Raw genomic sequence first — 22828 nt, forward strand, 5'->3', positions numbered from 1 at the left:
TATAGCTCAGCAGGTTGTTAACGTGTTTAAATCTGCTGAGCTATAAAAGACGAAATATTCAATTTATTATAACTCTATTGTGGAATAAAAATGTGAAAGGAGGGGATTTACAGAAAGAACAGGTATTCAGTCACTAAAATAAATCTAAATGGGGAGGGTTTTTCATGAAAAGGACATTAGCCAGTAAGAAACTATTTTTTGCACTATTGTTAACATTATTATTACTTTGTCAGGTGACATTGGTGGCGATTGCTAACGAGGTCCCAAAGGGGCCAGTTCTGAAAGTTGATCGTCAAGATATTTCACAGTTGCCTAGAAACTTTAGAATTACGAATGATCCATTTAAAGGTACTTTGAAAGATGGTAGTATACCTTCTAGAGTTGGCATAGATAAAGTAAGGGCATCAGCAAGCAGTATATTTTCTGAAAAGGAATTTGAACAAGTTCTTGCAAGGCTTCCTGTCTCTAGCAAAAACGTAATTGTTTTAGATTTGCGTCAGGAGTCTCACGGTTATTTGAATGGGACAGCAGTAAGCTGGTTTTTACCGAACAACTGGGGGAATGATGGTAAGAACCTTGAAGAGGTTACAGCAATTGAGCGTGCTCAACTTGATAAAGCGTTAGTTAATTCCCCGACTACAGTGTACAATTTTGACGATAATAAGAATGTCCTTACGACTAGTTACCAAATGGATGTGACAAGTGCACGTACAGAAGAGCAAATGGTTAAGGACCACGGTGCAGGATACTACCGGCTTGCCTTAGCAGATCATTTTCGTCCGGAAGACAAAGATGTAGATACTTTCATTGAATGGTATAAGAAATTGCCTAAAGATGCTTGGCTGCATATTCACTGTTTCGCTGGTATGGGACGTACTACCGTTTTTATGAATATGGTGGATATATTACAAAATGCTAAGCAAGTCAGCTTTAACGATATTGTAGGTCGCCAGGGACTGATTGGTATTGTTGACCTTCGCGATATTGACGGCAAACTAAACTGGAAGCGTAAAGCTTATATCGAACGTCTGCAATTTACGAAACATTTTTATGAGTATGTAAAACAAAGTCCTAAGGATTTTCCGGTAAAGTACTCGGAATGGGCTAAAAAGCACGACTATTAATTCGCTATAAGCAATGTTTGTACTTAACAATGAAGTAAAAAAATAAGTGGAGCGAGAAACAATGAAAAAAATGGCAAAGGGTAATTTAGTTTTAACTATTCTATTAACCATAGCGATGCTTTTGCAAGCACCGTTCTTAACACTAGCCGCTGAGCCTGCACCTGGAGTAACTATTTTGAAGGTTGACAGGGACGATATATTGCAATTGCCTAAGGACTTTAGAATAGCAAATGATGCTTTTAAACAGTTAAGTACGGATTTTAAAATGCCTTCAAGATTTGGTATGGACAAGCTAAATCTTTCAGGCAGTAGTTACTATTCTCAATTAGAATTTGCAAAAATGCTGACAAAATTGCCTCAAGATCGGTTAGTTATCTTGGATTTGCGCTTAGAGCCTCATGGCTATTTAGATGGTATGGGGGTAAGCTGGTACAGTGCTTACAAAAGGGCTAATTGGGGGAAGAGTTCTGCCGAATTGGAAATAATCGAAAGAAATTTATTGGATAGTACATTAGCTGGTTCTGTTGAAGTAGCTCGTCTTGATTCTGAGAAATCGATTGCTTCTAAGACTGAACTAAATGTTACCCATGCACTTACGGAAGGCGATTTAGCAGCGCTATTTGGAGTAAAATATTTCCGAATTTACGTTGCTGACTATACTAAACCAACGGATGAAAATGTGGATCAATTTCTGAATTTCTATCAAAAACTTCCGAAAGATGCTTGGCTGCATTTACACTGTGAAGCGGGTGAAGGACGTACTACTGTATTTATGGCAATGGTAGATATGCTACATAATGCAAAAGATGTTAGCTACGATGATATTATGTCCCGTCAATGGTTAATTGGCGGTCAAGATATCCGGAAATCAACATCAAAAGATCCATTGAAAAAAGTGGGTTATGCGGATCGTGCTGCATTTACGAAGCATTTTTATGACTATGTATCACAAAGACCTAATGATTCTATGACTTGGACTGAATGGGCAAAGCAACATAAATACAATTGAAGATTTATCTTAGCGGGATTGAATCATGTAATGGGAAAAGCCCTCGAACTGGGAGTCATAGAGCAGCAACTCTATCCCGGTCGAGGACCTTATCCATATAGAAACCAATATAATAATACTATTTATTGTGAGGATAGTAAAGAAGTATAGGGTTATATTACATGCTTTTTGGAATTAGCAATATTATTTTTAAAAAAGCGGAGGAAGTAAGTGAATAAAAATATGATCACCGCTGTTGTACTAGCAGCGATTATGATGTCAACTGTCCAGGTTTATGCTAGTGCTGGTCCTATTAAAATTACAGGATCGACAAAGACCGGATATGAACGTACGGAAGATAATGAATATAAGTCCAAGAGCGAAATCAAGGTTTATATGACTAGCGAGCTTGATGATAGAACTACGGTAGGGCTTGATTTAAAATTCAAGAATTCAAACAATAATACAGCTAACTCTGAGTCAAACTCCATTACGCTTTATGACGTGTGGGTAGAGAGCAAGCTAAATAATACTATGGCGCTGCGTCTTGGAAGTCAACCTATTGATATAGGTAAGGGTTTATGGATGTCTGCTAATGGTGTAACTGGTGCCATGTTATCCGCGAAACTTAATAAAGCTAACTTAATTAGAGTATTTGCCGGTCGGGATCAGCAGGAAGATACGGTCTACGATGCCAAGAGTCGTACTAAAATAAACTTTACTAGTGAAATACAATACTTGGCTTGGGACAATGCTTTCGAAAAGGGAATTGGAGGTGTTTATTTTGGAAAGCAAGACAAGGATAAATATGTAGCTGTACATGGCAAGTATGAATTTGCTTCACAAACGACAGTAAGCAGTGAATACATAAATAATAATCACAGTAAGACAAAAGCCTATGTAGTCGAATTGGAAAATGGCAGCACGAAAAAGGTTGGTGATTTTAAGTACACCCTGTCTTACATGGATGCTGATGCAGGAATTTTTAGAGATGCCAATTATACAGATTATGATGACCAGTATACTGAGAATGGATTTAAAGGAGTTGGCGCAGCAATTTCTTATAAAGTATCCAAAGCAGGTACCCTCACATTCGAAAAATGGTGGGGAGAAAAGACGGCCGCTGCAGATCATGGTACTTTCATCTGTTCGTCGCTAAAACTGAGTACTAAGTTCTAATCGATAATCAGATAAAATTCTCAAATCTTTCGTTCTATCGCCACTATACGAGGAGGAGTTATTATGAAAAAAATCATATCATTCGTATTCATGTTAACCATGTTACTCGCTTGTGAATCAGTTCTATTTGCTGCTGAACCAGCAATGCAGACTGTGCAGGAAACGCCAATCTGGCGAATTGACAATAAAAACATCTCCACGATGCCAAAAAGCTTTAGGATGGCAACTGATCCATTTCAAAATAAAAAGATAAAAGGGGAATTACCATCTAGACTCGGTTTGGAAAATCTGCATATTTCAGGGAGCTCTGAATTTTCCTTTGCATCTTATGATAAGATGATAGAAAAAATAAAGTCAGTAGCTTCTGGTCCGATTTATATAGTTGATTTGCGCCAGGAATCTCATGGCTTTGTAAATGGTATTGCGGTAAGTGCGTATATTAGCCGTGATTGGATAAATGTAGGTAAATCAACTGCCCAAGTTGAAAAAGACGAAAAAGCGTGGTTAAGATCTGCTTTAAAGGCTCCTATAGAAATTTCTGTCTTAGATGATGATAAAAACGCTTATGAAACTTATAAAATAGTAGTTGATAACGCACTCACCGAAAAAGAATTTGTAACTTCTCGTGGACAAAATTACCTGCGAATTCAAGCCACTGATCACTCTTCATTTACAAATGAACAAGTTAACGATTTTGTGAAGTTTTACAAGAAATTACCTCAAGATGCTTGGATACATTTTCATTGTATGGCTGGTGAAGGGCGTACCACTCAAATCATGGTAATGTATGACATTCTTCGCAATGGAAAACAGGTGAGTTTCGAGGACATTGTAAATCGTCAATATTTGCTTGGTGGGAACAATGCTACCAAAATAACTGTATCTAACGAAAAGGATTCTTATAAGGTGCCTCTCTATAAGGAAAAGGTTAAACTTTTGAAAAAGTTTTATGAGTATGTAACAACAAGTCCTGATGATTTGCCAATTAGTTGGTCGAAATGGATTAAAGAACATAATCAGGACGAAGAATAAGCATTACATATTATAAGCTAAGTGGGCTGAGCCCTAAAATGAGCTTAGCCTCTCTTTCCTGCATATTAGATAAAAACATGCTAGTGTAAATAAAAGAAAATTTTAATGAGGTGATCTTCAAATGAAAACATGTAGAAAAATATGTGCAGCTTTATTAGTTACTTCCTTCATGGGGTTTGGCTGGGGAGGTTGTAATATTTCTGAAGCAGCAAAGAATTATCACGATGTTGCTGTTCAGGCAGATTATGAAACTGATGCTGTTGTAGCAGGTAATGATGCCGCAGATGATCCGGCTATATGGGTTCATCCTCGAAACCCTTCTAAAAGTACTATTATTGCTACTAATAAACAGGGAGGCCTTCTTGTTTATGATTTAAAAGGTAAGGAATTATATAATGTCAAAGTTGGAAAGCCGAATAATGTTGATGTACGTTACAGTTTTCCCCTTGGCAAGGAAAAGATTGATATTGCTGCTGCTACTGATAGATCCCAAAAAAATGGGCTGCTTATTTATAAAATAAACTCAGAGACGGGTAAATTGACGAATATCGCAGCAAGAGATATATTTGCCAAGATGAAAGTAGTATATGGATTTTCTTTGTACCATAGCTTGAAAACTGGTAAATACTACGCTCTTATATCTGGATATGAAGGTGAATTTGAGCAATATGAACTATTTGATAACGGAGAGGGGAAAATTGATGCTAAACTGGTTCGTTCTTTAGAAATCGGCAGTATTTCTGAAGGTTTAGTAGCTGATGATGAATATGGTTGCTTCTATATTTCTGAAGAAAATGTTGGAATATGGAAATATGGTGCTGAGCCCAATGCAGGAACTAAGCGTGTTCAGGTTGATTCTGTCGGTGTTGGTCATTTAATTGCAGATGTTGAAGGATTAACGATTTATTACGCACGTAATGGAAAAGGGCACTTAATAGCCTCTAGCCAAGGAAATAACAGTTATAATATCTATGATCGAAGCGGAATCAATTCATACATTGGCAGTTTTTCTATTGATGATGGTAAAGTTGATGGAACTAATGATACGGACGGCATTGATGTTATCAGTTTTGAACTGGCGAAGGAATTTCCTAATGGTCTATTTATTGCTCAAGATGGTGAAAATATGGACGGTGATAAGAAATTAAACCAAAACTTTAAAATAGTAAGGTGGGAAAAAATTTCTCGAGCCCTTCCTGGCATATTATTGGATAATACAGTGAATCCGCGACACTTGAAAAGGCAATAACCAAAGCTAAATCCCTTGAAGTTGTTATGGCTTCAAGGGAAAAATTATTAGATATCGTTTCTCTGTGCGGCTTATAACTTTAGATATTGATATATTTACAGGGATAAATTTGACTGGGATTTGATGTCAAATATAAATACGAAAGGTGAGGAATTTATGTGGAAATCATTGAAGTTAAGGACCAAAATGTTGCTCGTACTGATCGTTCCAATGCTATTGGTATTAATTATAATGAGTTTCTACTCTTATTATGAAGCACGCCGTATTCTTGATGAACAAATAGTAGAAACTGCTAGTTATTTGGTAGAAAGTAGCAGCAATAAGATATATTCTTCACTAAAAGAAAAAGAGGTATTAGTTTCGGTTACTGCTCAGGTATTAGGTGAGAAGCTAATATCACAATCGGAAGAAATTGAATTTTTAAAACAGGTCAAAGCTGCTGGGACAGGTGTTCAATCCGCTTATACAGGATATGAAGATATGACTTGTGCAGACTCTCAGGGAGTCACAGAAAAAAAGAAACCACAAGGGTATGACCCGCGGTCACGAGAATGGTACAAGGTGGCTTTGCAAGCTAATGGAGGAGTTGGTTATACCGAAATATATGAATCAACAGCTAAAGAGTTGTCTGTTGGCGTAGTAAAAAACATAATACGTGATGGTAAAGTTATTGGTGTTACTGGCATTGGTATGGATATTGATCCGATACATAGACTAGCTCAGGATTTTAAAATTGGTAAAACTGGATATGCAGTTATACTAGACGCAAGAGGAAATTTTGTATATCATCCTATCTTTGGGCTAAAAGATAATATCTTAAAGAATGAAAATGGAATGCTTGCGGAATATGGAAGAACTCTCATGAATGGATCAGCTAATGTGCAAACAGGGTTAATCGATGGTGTTGATACTTTGATGGCGGCATCTCCTATTGGAAAAACTGGTTGGACATTTGTTGTCTTTGTTCCTAAAGCAGAATTGCTTGACCAAGTGAATATACTAAGAATGCATTCATTTATTTCCAGTATAGTTGCACTTTTTTTATTAGGAATCATTATTATAGTAATTACGCTGCAAATAGTGCGGCGGATTCAATTATTAAAAGAGATGGCAGAAGATATTGCAGATGGCGATTTGACGATTACTTCCAACAAAGATTTAGTAATTGGAGATGAAATTGACAATTTAATAAACAGTTTTTCTAAAATGGCAGCAAATTTGCGTGGATTAATTTCACATGTCTATTCATCTGCTGGAAAAGTTGAAAAATCTGCTCAACAATTTAGTGTAAGTTCGCAGCAATCTGCAGAGGCATCTTGTTCGATTGCATCTGCTATTGCTAATGTGACTCGGGGGTCGGAAGAGCAAGTGAATATATTAAAGGAGGTATCTGCAGTTGTTACCGGAATGTCAGCAAGTATTGAAGACGTAGCTGCAACGGCGGATAGAATGACTAAAGTCGCTCAGGAAGCAACTTTAGCTACAGATGCTGGACAATACGCTATAGATAAAGCAATGAGTCAAATGGAAAGTATGGTTAAGGCTGCTAGAGGAGCAAAAGAAACGTCTGGTGACCTAGAAATAGGCTCCAAGCAAATTGGAGAAATAGTAGAATTGATTTCTATTATAGCTGGACAGACAAATCTTCTGGCTCTAAATGCCGCGATAGAAGCAGCACGTGCAGGAGAACAAGGACGCGGCTTTGCTGTCGTAGCGGAAGAAGTACGAAAATTGGCTGAACAATCCGAAAGAGCAGCCTTGCAAATTACTGGATTAATTCAAAAAAATCATCAAAATATAAACAATGTAGTCGAATCAATTGATTCAGCTATTGCGAATGTTGACCAAGGCGTGACGGTGGTAAGTTCCGCAGGAGAAGAATTTAAACAGATTTTACATTTTGTCAAAAGTGTAGATAGCCAGGTGAAAATAATTTCGACGTCATTGGCACAACTCTCCTTAGGTAGCCAACGAATCGTAATGTCGGTGAAAGAGGCGGGAAAGACTTGTGAAGGTACTACAAGTGAATTGCAGAATGTATCTGCAGCAGTAGAGGAGCAGACAGCTTCGATGGAGGAAGTTGCTTCGACCTGTGGAATGCTATCTCAATTATCGAAGCAGCTGAAGGAGCAGGTTCATAAATTTAAAATATAGTTTTCGACAGACTACGCTATAGCGATTTTCTGTATAAAATAAATATGATGTTATAAGGAAGCTAAGTATGTTCTAATACGATAAAAAAGGTACCCTTTCTTGTTGACTAAATGATATTCAACAAGAAAGGGGACCTTTTTATAAAAAATCAGGGGGTTAAGAGAGTGATATTATTTGCCATAAAAAAATCTACATATTCACTAGGAGGCAGTGTATTGGTGATAAAATAGCTAAAATCTTCTAGCTTGCCATAGGTCATTAAGGATGCAACATTTATTTTGGTATGGTCGACTAATAAAGCAGTTTTTGTGCTATTTTCGATTAAATAGCGTTTAATCTCAGTTTCAAGAGGAGATATATTTGTTACACCTTTTGTCAACGAGATACCTGTTGATGCCAAAAATGCTTTTTCGATATTGTAATTTCTAAGAGATGTTGTTACTTCAGTACCCGTGAGGGAATTGGTTCCTCGATAAAGCACCCCGCCAGTAGAAATTACATTCAAGTTCGGATATGGAATAGAAGCAATAATAGCATGTAAATTGGATGTGATAATCGTTATATTTTGTTTATTGGCTAAGAAAGGAATCATATGTATCGTCGTGGTTCCGGAATCAATAAAAATAACATCATCGTCATCTACTAAATCACTTGCGAGCTTTGCAATCTGGCTTTTTTCTGCTTGGTATTTTATCTCACGCGATTCGAATGGTTCGCGAGATTCAACACCATTTGTTTGATTGATTGTAATACCGCCATATACTTTTTTTATGGCGCCTTTTTTCGCCAATTCGCTAATATCTCTTCGAATTGTATTTTTCGAAACTTTAAAGACATCACATAGGCGATCTAAGGAAACGTGCTCTAATTGTCGTGTATACTTTTCAATTTCGCTAATTCGATTGATTTTCAATTTATTACCTCACATTACTTATTTTGTTAATATTATATGCAATTGTAATACATTATACAAGTCTAATTGTTAGACAAATGAGTAAATGTTGATGATATCTTATCCTAGCAAGGTACTTTATGAGGAGATCTCTCTTTAATTATAATATATATATTATTCAAAGTCTGTTATAAAATTGAAATTCTTTATTTTAAAGAAATAAATTTAATTGCTTATTGAGCGCAATATCACGCTTAAAATCTTTATTATTAAAAATTGAAAGAATATTTATAATCTTAAAAGAATCATATTGACAATATATGGAAATGATAGTAAATTTAATATGAGTTTATCAATAGGTGATCAAATGATAATAAAAATATAAGCAAATACGATTAAATAATTATAAAAAATGATCATAATTGTGTAAAATGTAGGAGGAACTAGATTATATAGTGTTCTTAATGAATAAGAAACAGCTGTCAAAGCATGGTGAAAAGTGCAGTGAAAAGTAATTAATATAATATGGAAAGGTGGCATGTTTTTGGATATGACAATCCATGATTTTGATATATCTCGTTAGTTAAAAAATGAAAGTATCTACAGGAACGGCTGATATGGAATAACGTAGTTGAGTTTTTTACTGCTATAAATATTCGATGTATCGGGAGGTTTATGTATGAGTGAATATTTTTTAAGTCTCAAAGGGATATGTAAAAGATTTCCTGGTGTAAGTGCCTTAACAGATGTCAGTTTGGATATTAAAAATGGTGAAATTCATGCTCTTTGCGGTGAGAACGGAGCAGGGAAATCTACGTTTATTAAAATACTAACAGGTGTGTATCAAAGCAATGATGGTGAGATGCTTTGTGAGGGCAAGGTAGTTCGATTTAACAATACGCAAGAGTCATTTTCTTTAGGGATTACAGCAATTTATCAGGAATTAAGCATATTGCCCAACTTGACAGTTGCAGAAAATATTTTTCTAGGTCGAGAGTTACGTATTCCAGGATTTGGCTTATTAGATTACCGTAAAATGAATCATTTGGCAAAGACGGCTTTACTGGAGCTGGGAATTGACATTGATGTGACGAAGACAGCTAGTGAATATACAATGGGATATCAACAGATGATAGAAATTGCTCGTGCTTTAATTGCCAATGTGAAGCTTATTATTATGGATGAACCAACATCCAGCCTGTCTGGACGTGAAGTGGATGTTTTGTTGAAAAATATACATAAGCTAAAAGAAAAAGGCATTGCAGTTATTTATATTTCTCACCGATTGGAAGAAGTATTGGCTATCGCTGACCGAATTACAGTGATCCGCGATGGCTGTAAAATTGGAACGATGGAAAGAAGTGAAGCGGATGAAGAAAAAATTATTCGTTTAATGGTAGGACGCACTCTGGAGGAAAAATTCCCTAGACACCAAGCCCAAAAAGGAGATATTGCTTTAAGGGTTAGAAATCTAAATCAAAGAGGCAGACTGAATGACATTTCCTTTGACTTGCATAAAGGAGAAGTGATTGGCTTTGCGGGATTGGTTGGCGCAGGACGTACTGAATTGGCGAGAGCTGTTTTTGGTGCAGATAAGATTGATAGCGGAATAATAGAAATATTTGGAAAACAAGTTAAAATTAATAGTCCCAAGGATGCGATTCATCATGGTATGGCTTTTCTTACAGAAGACCGTAAGGGGCAAGGGCTGATTCTTATGCATGATATTATCGTTAATTCCACTTTGACGGGACTGAAGAAATTTTGCAAGTTTGGATACTTTATCGATCAAAAAATGGTAGTTGCTGAAGTTGACGAGATGATGCGTGAGCTGCAAATTCACCCTGCGATTCCAAAGATGACGACTCGTTTGTTATCGGGCGGTAATCAGCAGAAGGTAGTCATTGCTAAATGGTTGTGCTCAAAGGCAAAAATATTTATTTTTGATGAACCGACCCGCGGTATTGATGTGGGTGCCAAGGTTGAGGTTTATAATCTCATTAATCGTCTGGTTAATGAAGGAGCGGCGGTGATTGTCATTTCTTCTGAATTACCCGAGGTTATGGGAATTAGCGATCGCATTCTAGTGATGAACAGTGGGAAGATAACAGGTGAATTTTCTTGTTTAGAAGTTACACCAGAGGAAATTTTAAAAGCTGCTACAGGAGGTATTAATCATGAATACAAGCACGCCTGAAGTTCAAGGTCATGGGGGTACCCAAAAAACACAATTTCGTCAGCTGATAAAAAAAATGGGATCGCTCATTGGGTTAATCGGTCTATCACTGGTATTGACGTTTGCATCCCCTTACTTTTTAACAATGGACAACATTATGAATGTTGCCAGGCAATCAGCAATAAACAGTCTTATTGCGATTGGCATGTTATTAGCGATTTTAACAGCTGGAATTGATTTATCAGTTGGCTCAATTTTAGCACTGAGTACCGTTATGATGGGGATTGTTGTCGTAAAGATGGGAATGTCTCCTATTATCGGAGTGGGTGTATGTTTAGGCATTGGTATACTACTTGGGTGGCTTAATGGAATGATGTTAACTAAAATGTCGCTGCCCCATCCTTTTATTTCTACATTAGGAACGATGAATGTTGCTCGAGGATTAGCCTTAATAGTAACAGCAGCTTCGCCTATTTCGAACTTTCCCACATCGATACAGTTTTTGGGAGCCGCTTTTATCGGTCCGATTCCAGTTAGTTTTATCTTGGTATTAGTTGTGTATGCTGCATTTCACGTTTTCCTTAATTACACCACTGTTGGACGTTATATTTATGCGGTAGGCGGCAATCCGGAAGCAACACGTTTGTCAGGTATCAGTATTGATAAGGTATTAATCATTGTATATGCCATTAGTGGTCTAATGGCAGCTCTAGGTGGATTGGTTCTTGTCGGACGAGTCAATTCGGCATACCCATTAGCAGGATTAGGGTACGAATTTGATGCCATTGCAGCATGTATTATTGGCGGTGCCAGTTTTATGGGAGGTGAAGGCACTGTTTGGGGAACGTTGATTGGTTCCATGATCATGGCAGTATTACGAAACGGTTTAAATCTTTTGAGTGTTTCCGCTGAGATGCAGACGGTAGCCATTGGTATTGTTATTATTCTTGCAGTATATATAGATGTGCTGCGGCATAAGGCGGCTGCAAGGGTTAAGGCCTGAAGATAAGAGATGTACAGGTTAACGATACCATGCTGAGGAGGTGAAAAGGAGAAGGAAAACTGTACTGATCACTAACATTTGGAACTATAAAATGAGAAAAGAGGGGTTAGAATGAAAAAGACCATGTCTCTGTTGGCAGCATTGTTTTTGATGGTCGCTCTCATAGTTACTGGTTGTGGTAGTACCCAAACTCAAACGCAAAAAGCGCCCGAAAAAATGAAAGTTGGGGTAGTAGTAAAAGCATTAAATAGTGATTATTGGAAGATCGTAGAATCTGGAGCGAAAGCAGCAGGCGAAAAATATGGTGTTGAAGTAAAAGTTCTTGGCCCTAATACGGAGACCGATGTGACGGGGCAGATTTCTTTAATTGAAGATCAAGTTACAAGAAAAGTAAATGCATTAGTTGTAGCTCCTTCACAAGCTGCTAGTGCAATCCCTGCCTTTAATCGGGCTAAAGAGTCTAAAATTCCTGTGATTCTTGCTGATACGGATGCAGCATGGGATGGGAAGGCTTCTTTTGTCGGTACAGGCAATTTTAATGGGGGTAAACTGGCAGGAGAATACTTTGGGAAAAAACTTCCTAAGGGTTCGAAAATTGTTATTTTACGTGGTGCATTAGGCGATCCTACCCATGATGAACGAGCTAACGGTTGTATTGAAGGATTAAAAGCTGCTGGCTTGGAAGTGGCTGTAACCCAGCCTGCCAATAGCGAACGTTCCATGGCAGTAACTGTAATCGAAAATATTCTGCAAAGTAAACAAGAATTTGCAGCAGTGTTTGCCACGAATGATGAGATGGCGCTAGGAGCAGCCAAAGCCTTAGAAGATGCTGGCAAGAAAATGATTGTTGTTGGTTTTGATGGCTCTCCTGATGCATTGGCTTCCATTAGTGATGGAAAACTGGATGCATCTGTAGCACAAAGTCCCTATAATATAGGGTTTAAAAGTGTAGAAGCTGCTGTTAAAATCGCTAAAGGTGAAGCGATTGAAAAACGTATAGATACTGGTACGGAAATTGTTAATGCTGAAAATGTTAAACAAAAAAGTGATGATTTAAAAAAGATCTTAGGTAAATAAAATTTCAAAAATAATTGTATAATCTTTACAAGCGCATGCATATATGGGATCAGTTATACATTTTTTCACTGGTATTATGCGGATTTGGTGCGTGCGCTTGCAAAAGAGGGAGAGGCTAAACTTACAAAAGTGGGCACTGATAGTGATAACTATGATCGGACGTGGATAACATGAAAAAATCAGCATGTATTGAAATGAGGAAAATACTATTATGAGAATCGTTGTATTAGATGGCTATACCCTAAATCCTGGTGACTTAAGCTGGGATGGTCTAACAGCACTAGGTGATGTGGTGGTATATGACAGAACACCAGCCGAGAAAACCATTGAAAGAATTGGGGACGCTCAGATTGTTTTTACCAACAAAACCGTTATCGATCAAGAAGTATTTTCTGCCTGCCCGAACATCAAATTTATTGGTGTATTGGCAACGGGTTACAATGTGGTAGATGTGGAAATTGCCAAAACCAAAGGCATACCGGTAGCCAATATTCCAACCTATGGCACCACTGCCGTATCCCAAATTACCATTGCACTCTTACTGGAAGTATGCCACCATATTGGAGAACATAGCCGAAGTGTACTAAAAGGTGACTGGACCAATTGTCCAGACTGGTGTTATTGGAACTATCCTCTCATCGAACTTGCTGGTAAAACCTTAGGTATTATCGGATTCGGCAGAATTGGTCAAGCAACCGCTAAGATTGCTCAAGCTTTGGGAATGAAAGTATTAGCTTTTGACTCCTATGAAATGGAAGAGCTAAAAAGCGATACCCTACAGTATGTAGGTCTTGATGAACTGTTAGCAAACTCCGATGTAATATCCCTGCATTGTCCGTTATTTGACAGTACCAAGGGCATTGTAAGCAAGAATAATATTGCCAAAATGAAAGATGGGGTTATCATTATCAATACCTCTCGAGGTCCTTTGATTGTGGAAAAAGATTTGGCAGAAGCGTTAAATAGCGGCAAAGTATATGGAGCGGCATTGGATGTTGTTTCCTCCGAGCCGATTAAAGCGGATAATCCATTACTCACGGCAAAAAACTGCATTATTACGCCTCATATTGCTTGGGCACCAAAAGAATCAAGATCGAGACTAATGGAAATTGCCGTAGATAATCTGGCAAATTTCTTGGCAAATACACCAGTGAATATTGTGAATAAGTAAGTCGTGCTTGTTATATACAATACATTTGCTGTGTAGAATGTTTATTTCAGTGGAGATAACAGTAAACATAGATTAATAATTGGTAAGATGATAAAATAAAGTAATAAAAATGAGAGTATGAGAATGATTTCATACTCTCATTTACATGCAGTATCAAAGATACTTAGATTGATAAAGGATGTGATGGATATGCGCATTGTTGTAGCCCCCGATTCATTTAAAGGAAGCGCGTCAGCTGTAGCTGTAGCAAATGCTATGGAGGCAGGAATATTATCCGTTTTCTCAGATGCCGAGGTAATTAAAGTACCAATAGCGGATGGAGGAGAAGGTACAATTGAAGCTCTTGTTGTAGCTACTGGTGGACAAATCATTACAGAAACTGTACTTGGACCATTAGGAAATCCGCTAGAGGCTCATTGGGGGATACTTGGCGATGGGGAAACCGCTGTCATTGAGATGGCAGCTGCATCAGGTTTGCCTTTGGTACCCCAGGACAAACGCAATCCTTGCATCACTACTACTTATGGTACAGGTGAATTAATAAAGGCGGCTCTTGATCGAGGAATTCGCAAATTAATCATTGGAATAGGCGGCAGTGCAACGAATGATGGCGGAATGGGAATGGCTTGTGCTTTAGGAGCAAAATTCCTAGATGCTGTTGGCAACTCCCTGCCTAGCGGAGGAGCGGCATTACAGCAGTTAACAAAGATTGATGTCAGTCATATGGATGCACGGTTAGCGGAAACGACGGTAGTCGTAGCCTGTGATGTTGATAACCCTTTATGCGGACCGCGGGGAGCATCGGCTGTTTATGGTCCACAAAAAGGTGCTACGATAGAAATGATTGCTGAATTAGACGCGGCATTAGCAAAATTTGCTGCGATTGCTAAGCAAGTTACAGGAAAAGATGTGGCCCAATATCCAGGGTCAGGAGCTGCCGGCGGTCTTGGAGCCGGCTTACTGCTTTTTACCAATGCGAAGCTATTGCCTGGTGTTGAGATTATACTTGAGGCGGTACGCTTTTCTGATATTGCCAGAGAAGCTGACGTTATCATAACTGGTGAAGGTTGTACTGATTTTCAAACTGCTTGCGGGAAAGCTCCAGTAGGTGTAGCGCGCATTGCTAAGACATATGATGTTCCTACTTTTTGTTTATCCGGTAGTTTAGGTAAGGGATATGAAGAAGTATATTCTTGTGGCATTAGTGGCTTAATGAGCATTATCCCTTCACCCCTGAATTTAGCTGATTGCATGACAAATGCTCCTGAATTGATAGAAGCAGCAGCAGAACGATTATGTCACATCATAAAAAGGAGCATGGAGTTGGGGATAAAAGTAAAGAAATAAGGAAATAGAGTAAAGCTCATATCTCAAACGGGGATATGAGCTTTACTCTATTCTGTGGTATTCCAAGTTGTTTTTAGTGTAGCATGTAAGATGGTGATTTGTGACATGAGAAATAGAGTAGAAGTATAATGGCTTAAAGAACAAGTCTTTTCTAATAATAAACAAAAAATTGACAAATTTAGCAAGGAATTAGGACGATCCTTGTGGAACCAAATCATATATATTTTTGTAATCGTGTAATTTATTGGCAGTGACTAATGGATAGGAAAGGAGTTAATTGTCATGGGCAGCAAACTGATTGTTAGTATTTTTATTATAGGGTTTGTTTTGCTTGGCAGCGGGTGTAGCAGTAATACGATTGGGCAGCAGAGTAAGACGGATGACATTATCATTGCCAGTGCCAATCCTATGACCGGCAACTCTAAAGAGTTTGGCAGCATGAAAGTAAAAGCCATTCAATTAGCCTTAGAGGAAGCAAATGCAGCTGGCGGCATTCAAGGCAGAAATATTAGGTTATTGGTGGGGGATGATGCCAGCTCACCAAAAGAAGCTCATAATTTGGCAGAAAAAATAGTAACAAACCAAGCTGTAATAGCAGTGCTTGGTCATTGGAACAGTGCTAGTACCATGGCAGCTAGAAATGTATATAATGGTGCAGGGATTCCTGTAATTACAGATTCAGTAAATAAAACGATTACAGATGGTACAACACCCTATGTGTTTAGAATTATACCAACAGATAAGGTAGAAGCAGAAGGACTGGGAGAATATTCTTTTTATCAGCTAGGCTTAAAGAAGATGGCGATTATTTACGCCAATAATGATTACGGCAAGGGAATGAAAGATTATTTTCGTGAGAAACTGCAGCGCATTGGCGGTGAAATTACAGCGATTGAAATTTTTTCTGAAGGACGAACTACTGACTTTACCTCTGAACTGTATAAAATAAAGTATTCAAAACCCGATGGGATTTTTATAGCGGGATACTCTTCGGAAGCAGCATTCGTTGCTCGTCAAGCGAGAAGGATCGGGATAGACCTTCCCATCATCGGTACAGATGGAATTAGCTCAGAAGAATTTGTTTTGCTAGGTAAAGAAGCGGTGGAAGGCGTCCGTTTTAATGGTTTTTTTTATAATGGTATACAGGAAAATGGATCTGAAGAATTCACAAAGCGTTTTCAGGATCGATATCATAAAGAGCCTGACAGTTACGCAGCCTTGGCTTACGATTCAGCTCAATTGTTGATTCAGGCGATGAAAAAGAATGGTGCTAGCCGTGAGGGGATTTATGATTATCTTAGCAAGGTGGAAAATTATCCCGGTGTTACAGGGCGTATTACTTTTGATCAGCATCATGATGTGAAAAGAAAAATGATGATCTTGACGATTCGAAATGGAAAGATTGTCAAGGATGACATACAGCCTTAAGGAAGCCGATTTTGGAGAGGAGGATACATAGCATGAAGATTCGTTCTCAGCTGCTTTTAGTAATGGTGGTAGCATTATTCCTGATGACTTCACTCGTTACTGGTGTGCAGATGTATACTGCTTACATCCAAGAGAAAGAAAGTATGCAAGGAATTCTACAAAATCAGGCTACGCAATTTAGTAATCAAGTGGAAATGTGGTTTATTCTTATAAAACAAAGCGGTCACCTTTTCGTAAGTGAATATTTTGTTCAAAATGCAAGTCAGAAAGAAATGCAAAAGCTTTTGGGAAATATGCATAATGAACTAAATGCTTTTGATGATCTTATTGTAGCAAAGCCAAATGGAGAAATCACTAATATCTATCCTCATAATTCCAGTGCAATTGGAAAAAGTATGGTGGGTTACAATTATTTCCAAGATACCATTACATCGAGAACCTCCCAAATTAGTAAGATATTGATTAGTCCTACGACTGGGAAACCTGTCATTGTCATTACCCAGCCGATCATAAAAGAGAATGGGGAGTTAACAGGCGTATTATTACAAAATATTAAGTTAGATGTATTACAGGATATGAGTGAAGATGCAAAGATTGGTCAAACGGGTCAAACACTTGTTTTCACTTCCGATGGAAAAGTAATTGTACCGCAACATAGTGAAACTGCGGGGCATATTTCCTATATTCCAAGTGAGCTTACTGATTTATTTAAAAAAGATTTACGTAGTATAAGGCAGTTTACTAGAGATAATGGAGAGGTAGTAATGGTAGCCACTAATCGTGTAAAAACTCCAGGCTGGGGCATTGCTGTTACTATTACACAAAAAGAAATATTACAAGGTTTCTACGATAGTATTAAATATGGTGTAGTCACCTTCTGCATTATATTTTTCTTGCTTTCTTTTGTTTCTCTCTTGATTTTCAATAAGTTATTTCGTTCGATTACTACGGTAACAAAGCATCTTACGAGTATGAATGAGGGGAATTTTGCTTCTGCAAAAATCAGTGAAGAGGTAATTCGCTCTGCTCCTCAAGAATTGCAAGAACTTTGTACAACTTTCAATACGATGTCACAAACGATTCAAAATAATATGGATGTAATTCAGAAAACGAACGAAGAGTTGATGATCAGCGAAGAACGCTGGCAGCTGGCATTGCAGGGGAATAATGAGGGGATTTGGGATTGGGATATAAAAACCGACCAAACCTTCTTTTCTGCCAGAGTAATGCAAATGTTTGGGTATGATGATGTAGAAGTATTTAAGAGTATGGAGGAATGGCGAAAACGAATTCATCCAAATGATTCTGAAAAGATTGAGCAATTGTTGCAGGATTATCTTGCGAAAAAAACAGATTTTTTTCGTGGGGAATATCGTTTTTGCTGTAAGGATCATAGCTTTAAATGGGCATTTGTTAGCGGGCAAGCAGTCTGGGATGAACAGTGTATGCCGTTGCGGGTTGTTGGCTCGATCAGTGACATCACACAGCGTAAGATAGCTGAGGAAGCACTGCGTCAAGTCCATGAGCAGCTAGAGATTAAAGTGGAACGCAGAACGGAAGATTTGCTCGCTATGAATGAAGAGTTACAATCTGTAAATAAACAGTTACAGTTTACTTTAGAGAATTTGCAACAAACCCAGGCGCAGCTAGTGCATGCGGAGAAGATGGCTTCTCTTGGCAGCTTAGTTGCCGGAATTGCCCATGAAATTAATACGCCAGTAGGAGTGGGGGTAACGGCTACTTCTCATTTACAAAAGGTAACGAAGGACTTTGCAGATTTATACGCTGCTGGCGATCTAAAGAGGCGAGACTTGTCAAATTATTTAGCAGATTCCGAGGAAGCCTTATCTATTATTTTTTCTAATTTAGAACGGGCATCCCAATTAATTCGCAGTTTTAAACAAGTTTCTGCAGATCAATCGAGTGAAGCCAGACGTATTTTTAATATCAAACAATATTTGAATGAAATATTATTAAGTTTACAACCCAAAATCAAGCAAACGCAGCATAAAATCATCGTTCAATGTGATGAAACCTTACAAATTGATAGTTTTCCAGGAGCCTTTGGACAAATTATTACCAATTTGATTATGAATTCTTTAATCCATGCCTATGGTCCTGATCAAGAAGGAGGAAAGCTTACCATTACGATTTTGGAAGACGCAGACACCATATCCCTGATTTATTCTGATGATGGAAAGGGCATGAGCAAAGAAGTGGTATCGCAAATTTTTAATCCTTTTTTCACCACAAATCGAGGCATGGGGGGAACTGGTTTAGGATTATATATTTTATATAACCTTGTAAAACAACAGTTTAATGGTACGATTGAATGTGAAAGTCAATTGGGAAAAGGAACGAAATTTATAATTAGCATTCCAGTAGAGAGGGGGGCGCGTAATGATAAAGAATGATGATGAACTATTATTTGAAAAATGGGAGGAGGAACTCCCAGCATCAGAAAGTGAGTTTCCTCCTATTCATAAGGGTAAATGGAAGGTCTTAATTGTTGATGATGAAGAAGAAGTTCATCATGTAACCAAATTAGCACTTCGTCGCTTTACTTTTGATGCTAAGGCGATAGAGTTTATCAGTGCTTATTCAGCAAGTGAAGGGCGAAATTTATTAATAGAGAATCCGGATGTAGCTGTGATATTGCTGGACGTGGTCATGGAAGAAGAAAATTCAGGCTTGCAGTTGGCTCGCTATATTCGCAATGAATTACAGAATCATTTAGTTAGGATCATTCTGCGGACTGGTCAGCCTGGTCAGGCTCCGGAACATGATGTGGTGGTAGAATATGATATTAATGATTATAAGGAAAAAACAGAGCTAACATCGCAAAAGCTGCATACTACCTTAGTAACAACCCTGCGTTCTTTTCGGGATTTGAGTATTATTGATATGAATCGCCGCAGTTTAAAGCAAATCATTGATTCATCAGCTACTATTTTTCAGCTTCAATCGATGACAAAATTTGCTTCTGCGGTATTATCACAACTGGTGGCGATTCTACACCTGAATCCTAATGCATTGTATTGCCATGCATCCGCCTTTGCCGCAACGAAAGAAGGAATAGATGATTTTTGTATATTGGCGGCAACTGGTACCTATGAAAATTTGATTGGTACTAAGCTGCAGAAAGATATAGAGACGAAAGTTGGACAAGATATTGAAGCAACTTTTCAGCAAAAGAAAAGTCTGTACTTTCCTGATCGTTTTATAATTTACTTTTGTAGTAAACAAGGCTCAGAAAATGTAATTTACTTAGATGGTGTCGCTTCTTTAAGTATCTGGGATAAGGATTTAATTGAGGTTTTTTGCACCAATGTATCAATCGCTTTCGATAATATTTATTTAAATGAAGAGGTAGAAGATGCACAAAAGAAAATTCTCTTTACATTAGGAGAGATTGCTGAAGCACGCTCTCAGGAAACAGGATATCACGTGAAAAGGGTTGCTGAAATTGCAAAATTATTAGCATTAGCTTATGGTCTTTCTCCCGAAGAAGCAGAAAATTTACGATTAGCTGCTCCGATCCATGATGTCGGTAAATTGGCAATTCCAGATGCGATTTTAAATAAACCAGGTAAACTGACTCCTGAGGAATTTACTATTATGAAAAGACATTCTCCTGTGGGCTATGAAATGTTAAAAAGATCAAAGCGTTCCATATTAAAAAGTGGAGCCCTTATCGCTCATGAACATCATGAGCGATATGATGGCAGCGGATATCCACAAGGTTTGGCAGGGGAAGAAATACATATTTATGGTAGAATTGTTGCATTAGCAGATGTTTTTGATGCCTTGGGGAGTGAGCGTATTTATAAAAAGGCTTGGCCATTAGATGAGATATTACGTTATATTTCCAAAGAGCGGGGAGCTCATTTTGATCCTAAACTAGTGGATCTTTTTATGAATAAATTGGATGAAATCTTGCAAATTTGTGAACAATTCCCGGATTAAGAAAAAACTTCTTGGCATTTTAAGCTAAAAGCCTTTGTTTTTTATTTGATTAATTAATAAATAATGGAAGGTATTTGAAAAATAAATGGCGAATTTTATCAAAATATCAGAAAAATAGATAAGTTGTTAGTAAGTTATTAATATAAATGATAATTTATCAAGAATGGGGAGGTAAAAGTAATGTACTCTTTTTCCTCACTTGCAGAATTTGCGATTCTGCGGGATTCAATAAAAAGAGAATTGGTTCAAACGTGTGAAGAGGATGCCCTTCGTTTATTTATTGCCATCAATGAAGGGGTTAATAATGCAATTTTTCATGGTAATAAGGAAGATAGTACTAAAAAGGTACAGATTATTATCGAAAGATCACCAGAAGATGTACAAATTATTATTCGCGATGAAGGCGAGGGCTTTGTAAATACAAAAGAATCTGCCGGCATGGAATTATGGGATGAAAATGGGCGAGGTCTTGATTTAATAGGTCTTTATGTAGATTCTTGCTGCTGGAATACCAAAGGCAATGAGATTACCTTAGTAAAAAAAATTAATCCTGCTTATTGTAAACCTTTTAGTACTTGTACCAGTTTATAAGCTGAGGAAATTCAACATGGAGAGGGGATACACAATTGGAGATTACTACGAATATTAGTGAAAAAGAAGTTATTGTAACCTTAGCAGGAAGTATGTATGTGGAAGATGCTGCTGTATTACGAGAAAAGCTGATAGGTTTTATTGAATCTGGATATAAACAATTTATCATCAAACTGCACAATGTAGATTATATTGATAGTTCAGGTCTTGGTGTACTTGTCGCCATACAAAAGAAGGTGCTGCCGAAAGAAGGGCATGTAACTTTGACAGGTGCCAAAGGCGTTGTAAAGGAATTATTTGAATTAACAAGATTAAACAAGGTATTTACGATGCAAGCATAGTAAGGAGTTAGGTAAATGAGTGTTTCACAAGGGATTTTTAGCGGCATGTGTGATTACTGCCAGCGTTTTGATCTGTTTAACATGATCAATGATGCACTGCTATTAATTGATTTTGAAGATGGAAAAATATTATTTATAAATCAAAAGGCACTGACGTTGTATCAATATACCGAAGAAGAATTTTTGACCTTGTTTGCGGATGATATAGCAAACAGTTCAATGAGAACATTGCGAGAAAATATGGAGTTAGCTAAGACGCATAAAGAGGGATATATTTTTACTACCAACCATATTAAAAAAGATGGGACGATTTTTAAAGTAGAAGTAAGTGCCCGTTATATGACGTTACATGGAACTCCTGTTTTTGCTGCTGTTATAAGAAACCTTACTTTTGATGGAAAAATGCGGGAAGAAATTCAAATTGCTGGTCAAGTGCAGCATAGGATGCTGCCGCGGGATTTAGAAAATGAATTATTTCGTATCCGGTCGGTTTATCAGCCCCATCATTATGTTAGCGGGGATTTGTATGATTTTGTTTATGAAGAAAAATCCCAATTGCTGTTTGGCATTATGATTGATGTTATGGGACATGGTGTTGCAGCTGCACTGCAAACGAGTATCCTAAAATATCTTTTTTTAAAAGTGATTAAGAAGAACATTACAATAAATGATAGGCTGGCATGGATAAATAAAGAAGTAATGCCCTTTTTTAAAGGGGGACAATTCGCTGGTGTATTTTTATTTGAGTTTGATTTCATGTGCAATACTCTCACCTATGCAGCGGGAGGGATTAATCATTTTATCATCTTAAAAGAGCAAGGACCACACATTATAAAAACCCCCGGACTTTTCTTAGGTATTAATGAAGATGAGGTCTATGATCAGGGAAGCTATCATTTTACATCCGGTGAAAGTTTTCTGTTTTTAACAGATGGATTGTTTGAGAGAATCGTCCAACCTATGGATCATGAGCTGGATTTTTGGAGTATTCACGAATTATCTAAGAAAATTGTTAATAGCGGTGAATGTAATGATGATGCTTCAGGTGTGGGAATTTTAATCCGCTAAAAGAGTTTTTTAGAAAATGACTATTTCAAGATTGGTCAAATC

At 37.6% G+C, this 22828-nt stretch carries 18 protein-coding genes; 17 read left to right on the forward strand and 1 reads right to left on the reverse strand.

What is annotated here, in order from left to right; translation table 11 throughout:
* The first annotated feature begins 164 nt into the window (after positions 1–164).
* From JBW_RS07100 to JBW_RS07125, 6 genes are all read left to right on the forward strand, one after another.
* The gene (locus tag JBW_RS07100; RefSeq protein ID WP_007954059.1) at positions 165–1124 is read left to right on the forward strand and encodes a protein-tyrosine-phosphatase; all 960 of its coding nucleotides are present in this window, start codon (positions 165–167) and stop codon (positions 1122–1124) included.
* Positions 1125–1185: 61 nt separating this feature from the next.
* Positions 1186–2133 carry a hypothetical protein gene (locus tag JBW_RS07105; protein WP_007954057.1) on the forward strand — a complete coding sequence of 316 codons (948 nt, stop codon included), beginning with the start codon at positions 1186–1188 and terminating at the stop codon, positions 2131–2133.
* A 210-nt stretch (positions 2134–2343) separates the two neighbouring features.
* On the forward strand, positions 2344–3291 hold the full coding sequence (locus JBW_RS07110; protein WP_007954054.1) for a hypothetical protein: 948 nt from the start codon (positions 2344–2346) through the stop codon (positions 3289–3291).
* A gap of 63 nt (positions 3292–3354) precedes the next feature.
* Complete coding sequence (locus JBW_RS07115) at positions 3355–4323, forward strand: protein tyrosine phosphatase II superfamily protein (protein WP_007954052.1); 969 nt, start codon at positions 3355–3357, stop codon at positions 4321–4323.
* Positions 4324–4444: 121 nt separating this feature from the next.
* Positions 4445–5572, forward strand: coding sequence for a phytase (locus JBW_RS07120; RefSeq protein WP_007954050.1), 1128 nt, complete (start codon positions 4445–4447; stop codon positions 5570–5572).
* 156 nt (positions 5573–5728) lie between these two features.
* Entirely contained in the window at positions 5729–7726 is a 1998-nt protein-coding gene (locus JBW_RS07125; RefSeq protein ID WP_007954041.1) for a methyl-accepting chemotaxis protein, read from the forward strand.
* Positions 7727–7874: 148 nt separating this feature from the next.
* Here the strand turns inward: JBW_RS07125 and JBW_RS07130 are convergent, their stop codons facing one another.
* Positions 7875–8639, reverse strand: coding sequence for a DeoR/GlpR family DNA-binding transcription regulator (locus JBW_RS07130; protein WP_007954039.1), 765 nt, complete (start codon positions 8637–8639; stop codon positions 7875–7877).
* A gap of 658 nt (positions 8640–9297) precedes the next feature.
* Between JBW_RS07130 and JBW_RS07135 the strand changes: the two genes are divergently transcribed.
* The 11 genes from JBW_RS07135 to JBW_RS07185 all read left to right on the forward strand — a co-directional run bounded on the left by JBW_RS07135 (position 9298) and on the right by JBW_RS07185 (position 22786).
* Entirely contained in the window at positions 9298–10815 is a 1518-nt protein-coding gene (locus JBW_RS07135; protein WP_007954037.1) for a sugar ABC transporter ATP-binding protein, read from the forward strand.
* Entirely contained in the window at positions 10796–11797 is a 1002-nt protein-coding gene (locus tag JBW_RS07140; RefSeq protein ID WP_007954036.1) for an ABC transporter permease, read from the forward strand. Before JBW_RS07135 ends, JBW_RS07140 begins: the two co-directional genes overlap by 20 nt.
* A gap of 111 nt (positions 11798–11908) precedes the next feature.
* Positions 11909–12874, forward strand: coding sequence for a sugar ABC transporter substrate-binding protein (locus JBW_RS07145; RefSeq protein ID WP_007954035.1), 966 nt, complete (start codon positions 11909–11911; stop codon positions 12872–12874).
* 211 nt (positions 12875–13085) lie between these two features.
* Positions 13086–14045 carry a D-2-hydroxyacid dehydrogenase gene (locus JBW_RS07150; RefSeq protein WP_007954034.1) on the forward strand — a complete coding sequence of 320 codons (960 nt, stop codon included), beginning with the start codon at positions 13086–13088 and terminating at the stop codon, positions 14043–14045.
* 189 nt (positions 14046–14234) lie between these two features.
* Positions 14235–15392 (forward strand): glycerate kinase, encoded by a 1158-nt coding sequence (locus JBW_RS07155; RefSeq protein WP_036680421.1) that lies wholly within the window; start codon positions 14235–14237, stop codon positions 15390–15392.
* 282 nt (positions 15393–15674) lie between these two features.
* Positions 15675–16820 carry an ABC transporter substrate-binding protein gene (locus JBW_RS07160; protein WP_007954032.1) on the forward strand — a complete coding sequence of 382 codons (1146 nt, stop codon included), beginning with the start codon at positions 15675–15677 and terminating at the stop codon, positions 16818–16820.
* A gap of 32 nt (positions 16821–16852) precedes the next feature.
* Positions 16853–19234: a cache domain-containing protein gene (locus JBW_RS07165; protein ID WP_007954031.1), complete on the forward strand. Its 2382-nt coding sequence runs from the start codon at positions 16853–16855 to the stop codon at positions 19232–19234.
* Complete coding sequence (locus JBW_RS07170; RefSeq protein ID WP_007954030.1) at positions 19221–20786, forward strand: response regulator; 1566 nt, start codon at positions 19221–19223, stop codon at positions 20784–20786. The genes JBW_RS07165 and JBW_RS07170 overlap by 14 nt, the downstream gene beginning before the upstream one ends.
* A 180-nt stretch (positions 20787–20966) precedes the next feature.
* Entirely contained in the window at positions 20967–21377 is a 411-nt protein-coding gene (locus JBW_RS07175) for an ATP-binding protein (RefSeq protein WP_007954029.1), read from the forward strand.
* 35 nt (positions 21378–21412) lie between these two features.
* On the forward strand, positions 21413–21718 hold the full coding sequence (locus JBW_RS07180; RefSeq protein WP_007954027.1) for an STAS domain-containing protein: 306 nt from the start codon (positions 21413–21415) through the stop codon (positions 21716–21718).
* A gap of 15 nt (positions 21719–21733) precedes the next feature.
* Positions 21734–22786: a SpoIIE family protein phosphatase gene (locus JBW_RS07185; RefSeq protein WP_007954025.1), complete on the forward strand. Its 1053-nt coding sequence runs from the start codon at positions 21734–21736 to the stop codon at positions 22784–22786.
* Positions 22787–22828 lie beyond the last annotated feature (42 nt).

The organism is Pelosinus fermentans JBW45 (genome assembly GCF_000271665.2).
Lineage (GTDB): Bacteria > Bacillota > Negativicutes > DSM-13327 > DSM-13327 > Pelosinus > Pelosinus baikalensis.

Bases quoted from the DNA above. Each gene is read 5' to 3' on its own strand.
- JBW_RS07100 (WP_007954059.1), top strand. From the start codon at position 165: ATGAAAAGGACATTAGCCAGTAAGAAACTATTTTTTGCACTATTGTTA.
- JBW_RS07105 (WP_007954057.1), top strand. From the start codon at position 1,186: ATGAAAAAAATGGCAAAGGGTAATTTAGTTTTAACTATTCTATTAACC.
- JBW_RS07115 (WP_007954052.1), top strand. From the start codon at position 3,355: ATGAAAAAAATCATATCATTCGTATTCATGTTAACCATGTTACTCGCT.
- JBW_RS07120 (WP_007954050.1), top strand. From the start codon at position 4,445: ATGAAAACATGTAGAAAAATATGTGCAGCTTTATTAGTTACTTCCTTC.
- JBW_RS07125 (WP_007954041.1), top strand. From the start codon at position 5,729: ATGTGGAAATCATTGAAGTTAAGGACCAAAATGTTGCTCGTACTGATC.
- JBW_RS07135 (WP_007954037.1), top strand. From the start codon at position 9,298: ATGAGTGAATATTTTTTAAGTCTCAAAGGGATATGTAAAAGATTTCCT.
- JBW_RS07140 (WP_007954036.1), top strand. From the start codon at position 10,796: ATGAATACAAGCACGCCTGAAGTTCAAGGTCATGGGGGTACCCAAAAA.
- JBW_RS07145 (WP_007954035.1), top strand. From the start codon at position 11,909: ATGAAAAAGACCATGTCTCTGTTGGCAGCATTGTTTTTGATGGTCGCT.
- JBW_RS07150 (WP_007954034.1), top strand. From the start codon at position 13,086: ATGAGAATCGTTGTATTAGATGGCTATACCCTAAATCCTGGTGACTTA.
- JBW_RS07155 (WP_036680421.1), top strand. From the start codon at position 14,235: ATGCGCATTGTTGTAGCCCCCGATTCATTTAAAGGAAGCGCGTCAGCT.
- JBW_RS07160 (WP_007954032.1), top strand. From the start codon at position 15,675: ATGGGCAGCAAACTGATTGTTAGTATTTTTATTATAGGGTTTGTTTTG.
- JBW_RS07165 (WP_007954031.1), top strand. From the start codon at position 16,853: ATGAAGATTCGTTCTCAGCTGCTTTTAGTAATGGTGGTAGCATTATTC.
- JBW_RS07170 (WP_007954030.1), top strand. From the start codon at position 19,221: ATGATAAAGAATGATGATGAACTATTATTTGAAAAATGGGAGGAGGAA.
- JBW_RS07175 (WP_007954029.1), top strand. From the start codon at position 20,967: ATGTACTCTTTTTCCTCACTTGCAGAATTTGCGATTCTGCGGGATTCA.
- JBW_RS07185 (WP_007954025.1), top strand. From the start codon at position 21,734: ATGAGTGTTTCACAAGGGATTTTTAGCGGCATGTGTGATTACTGCCAG.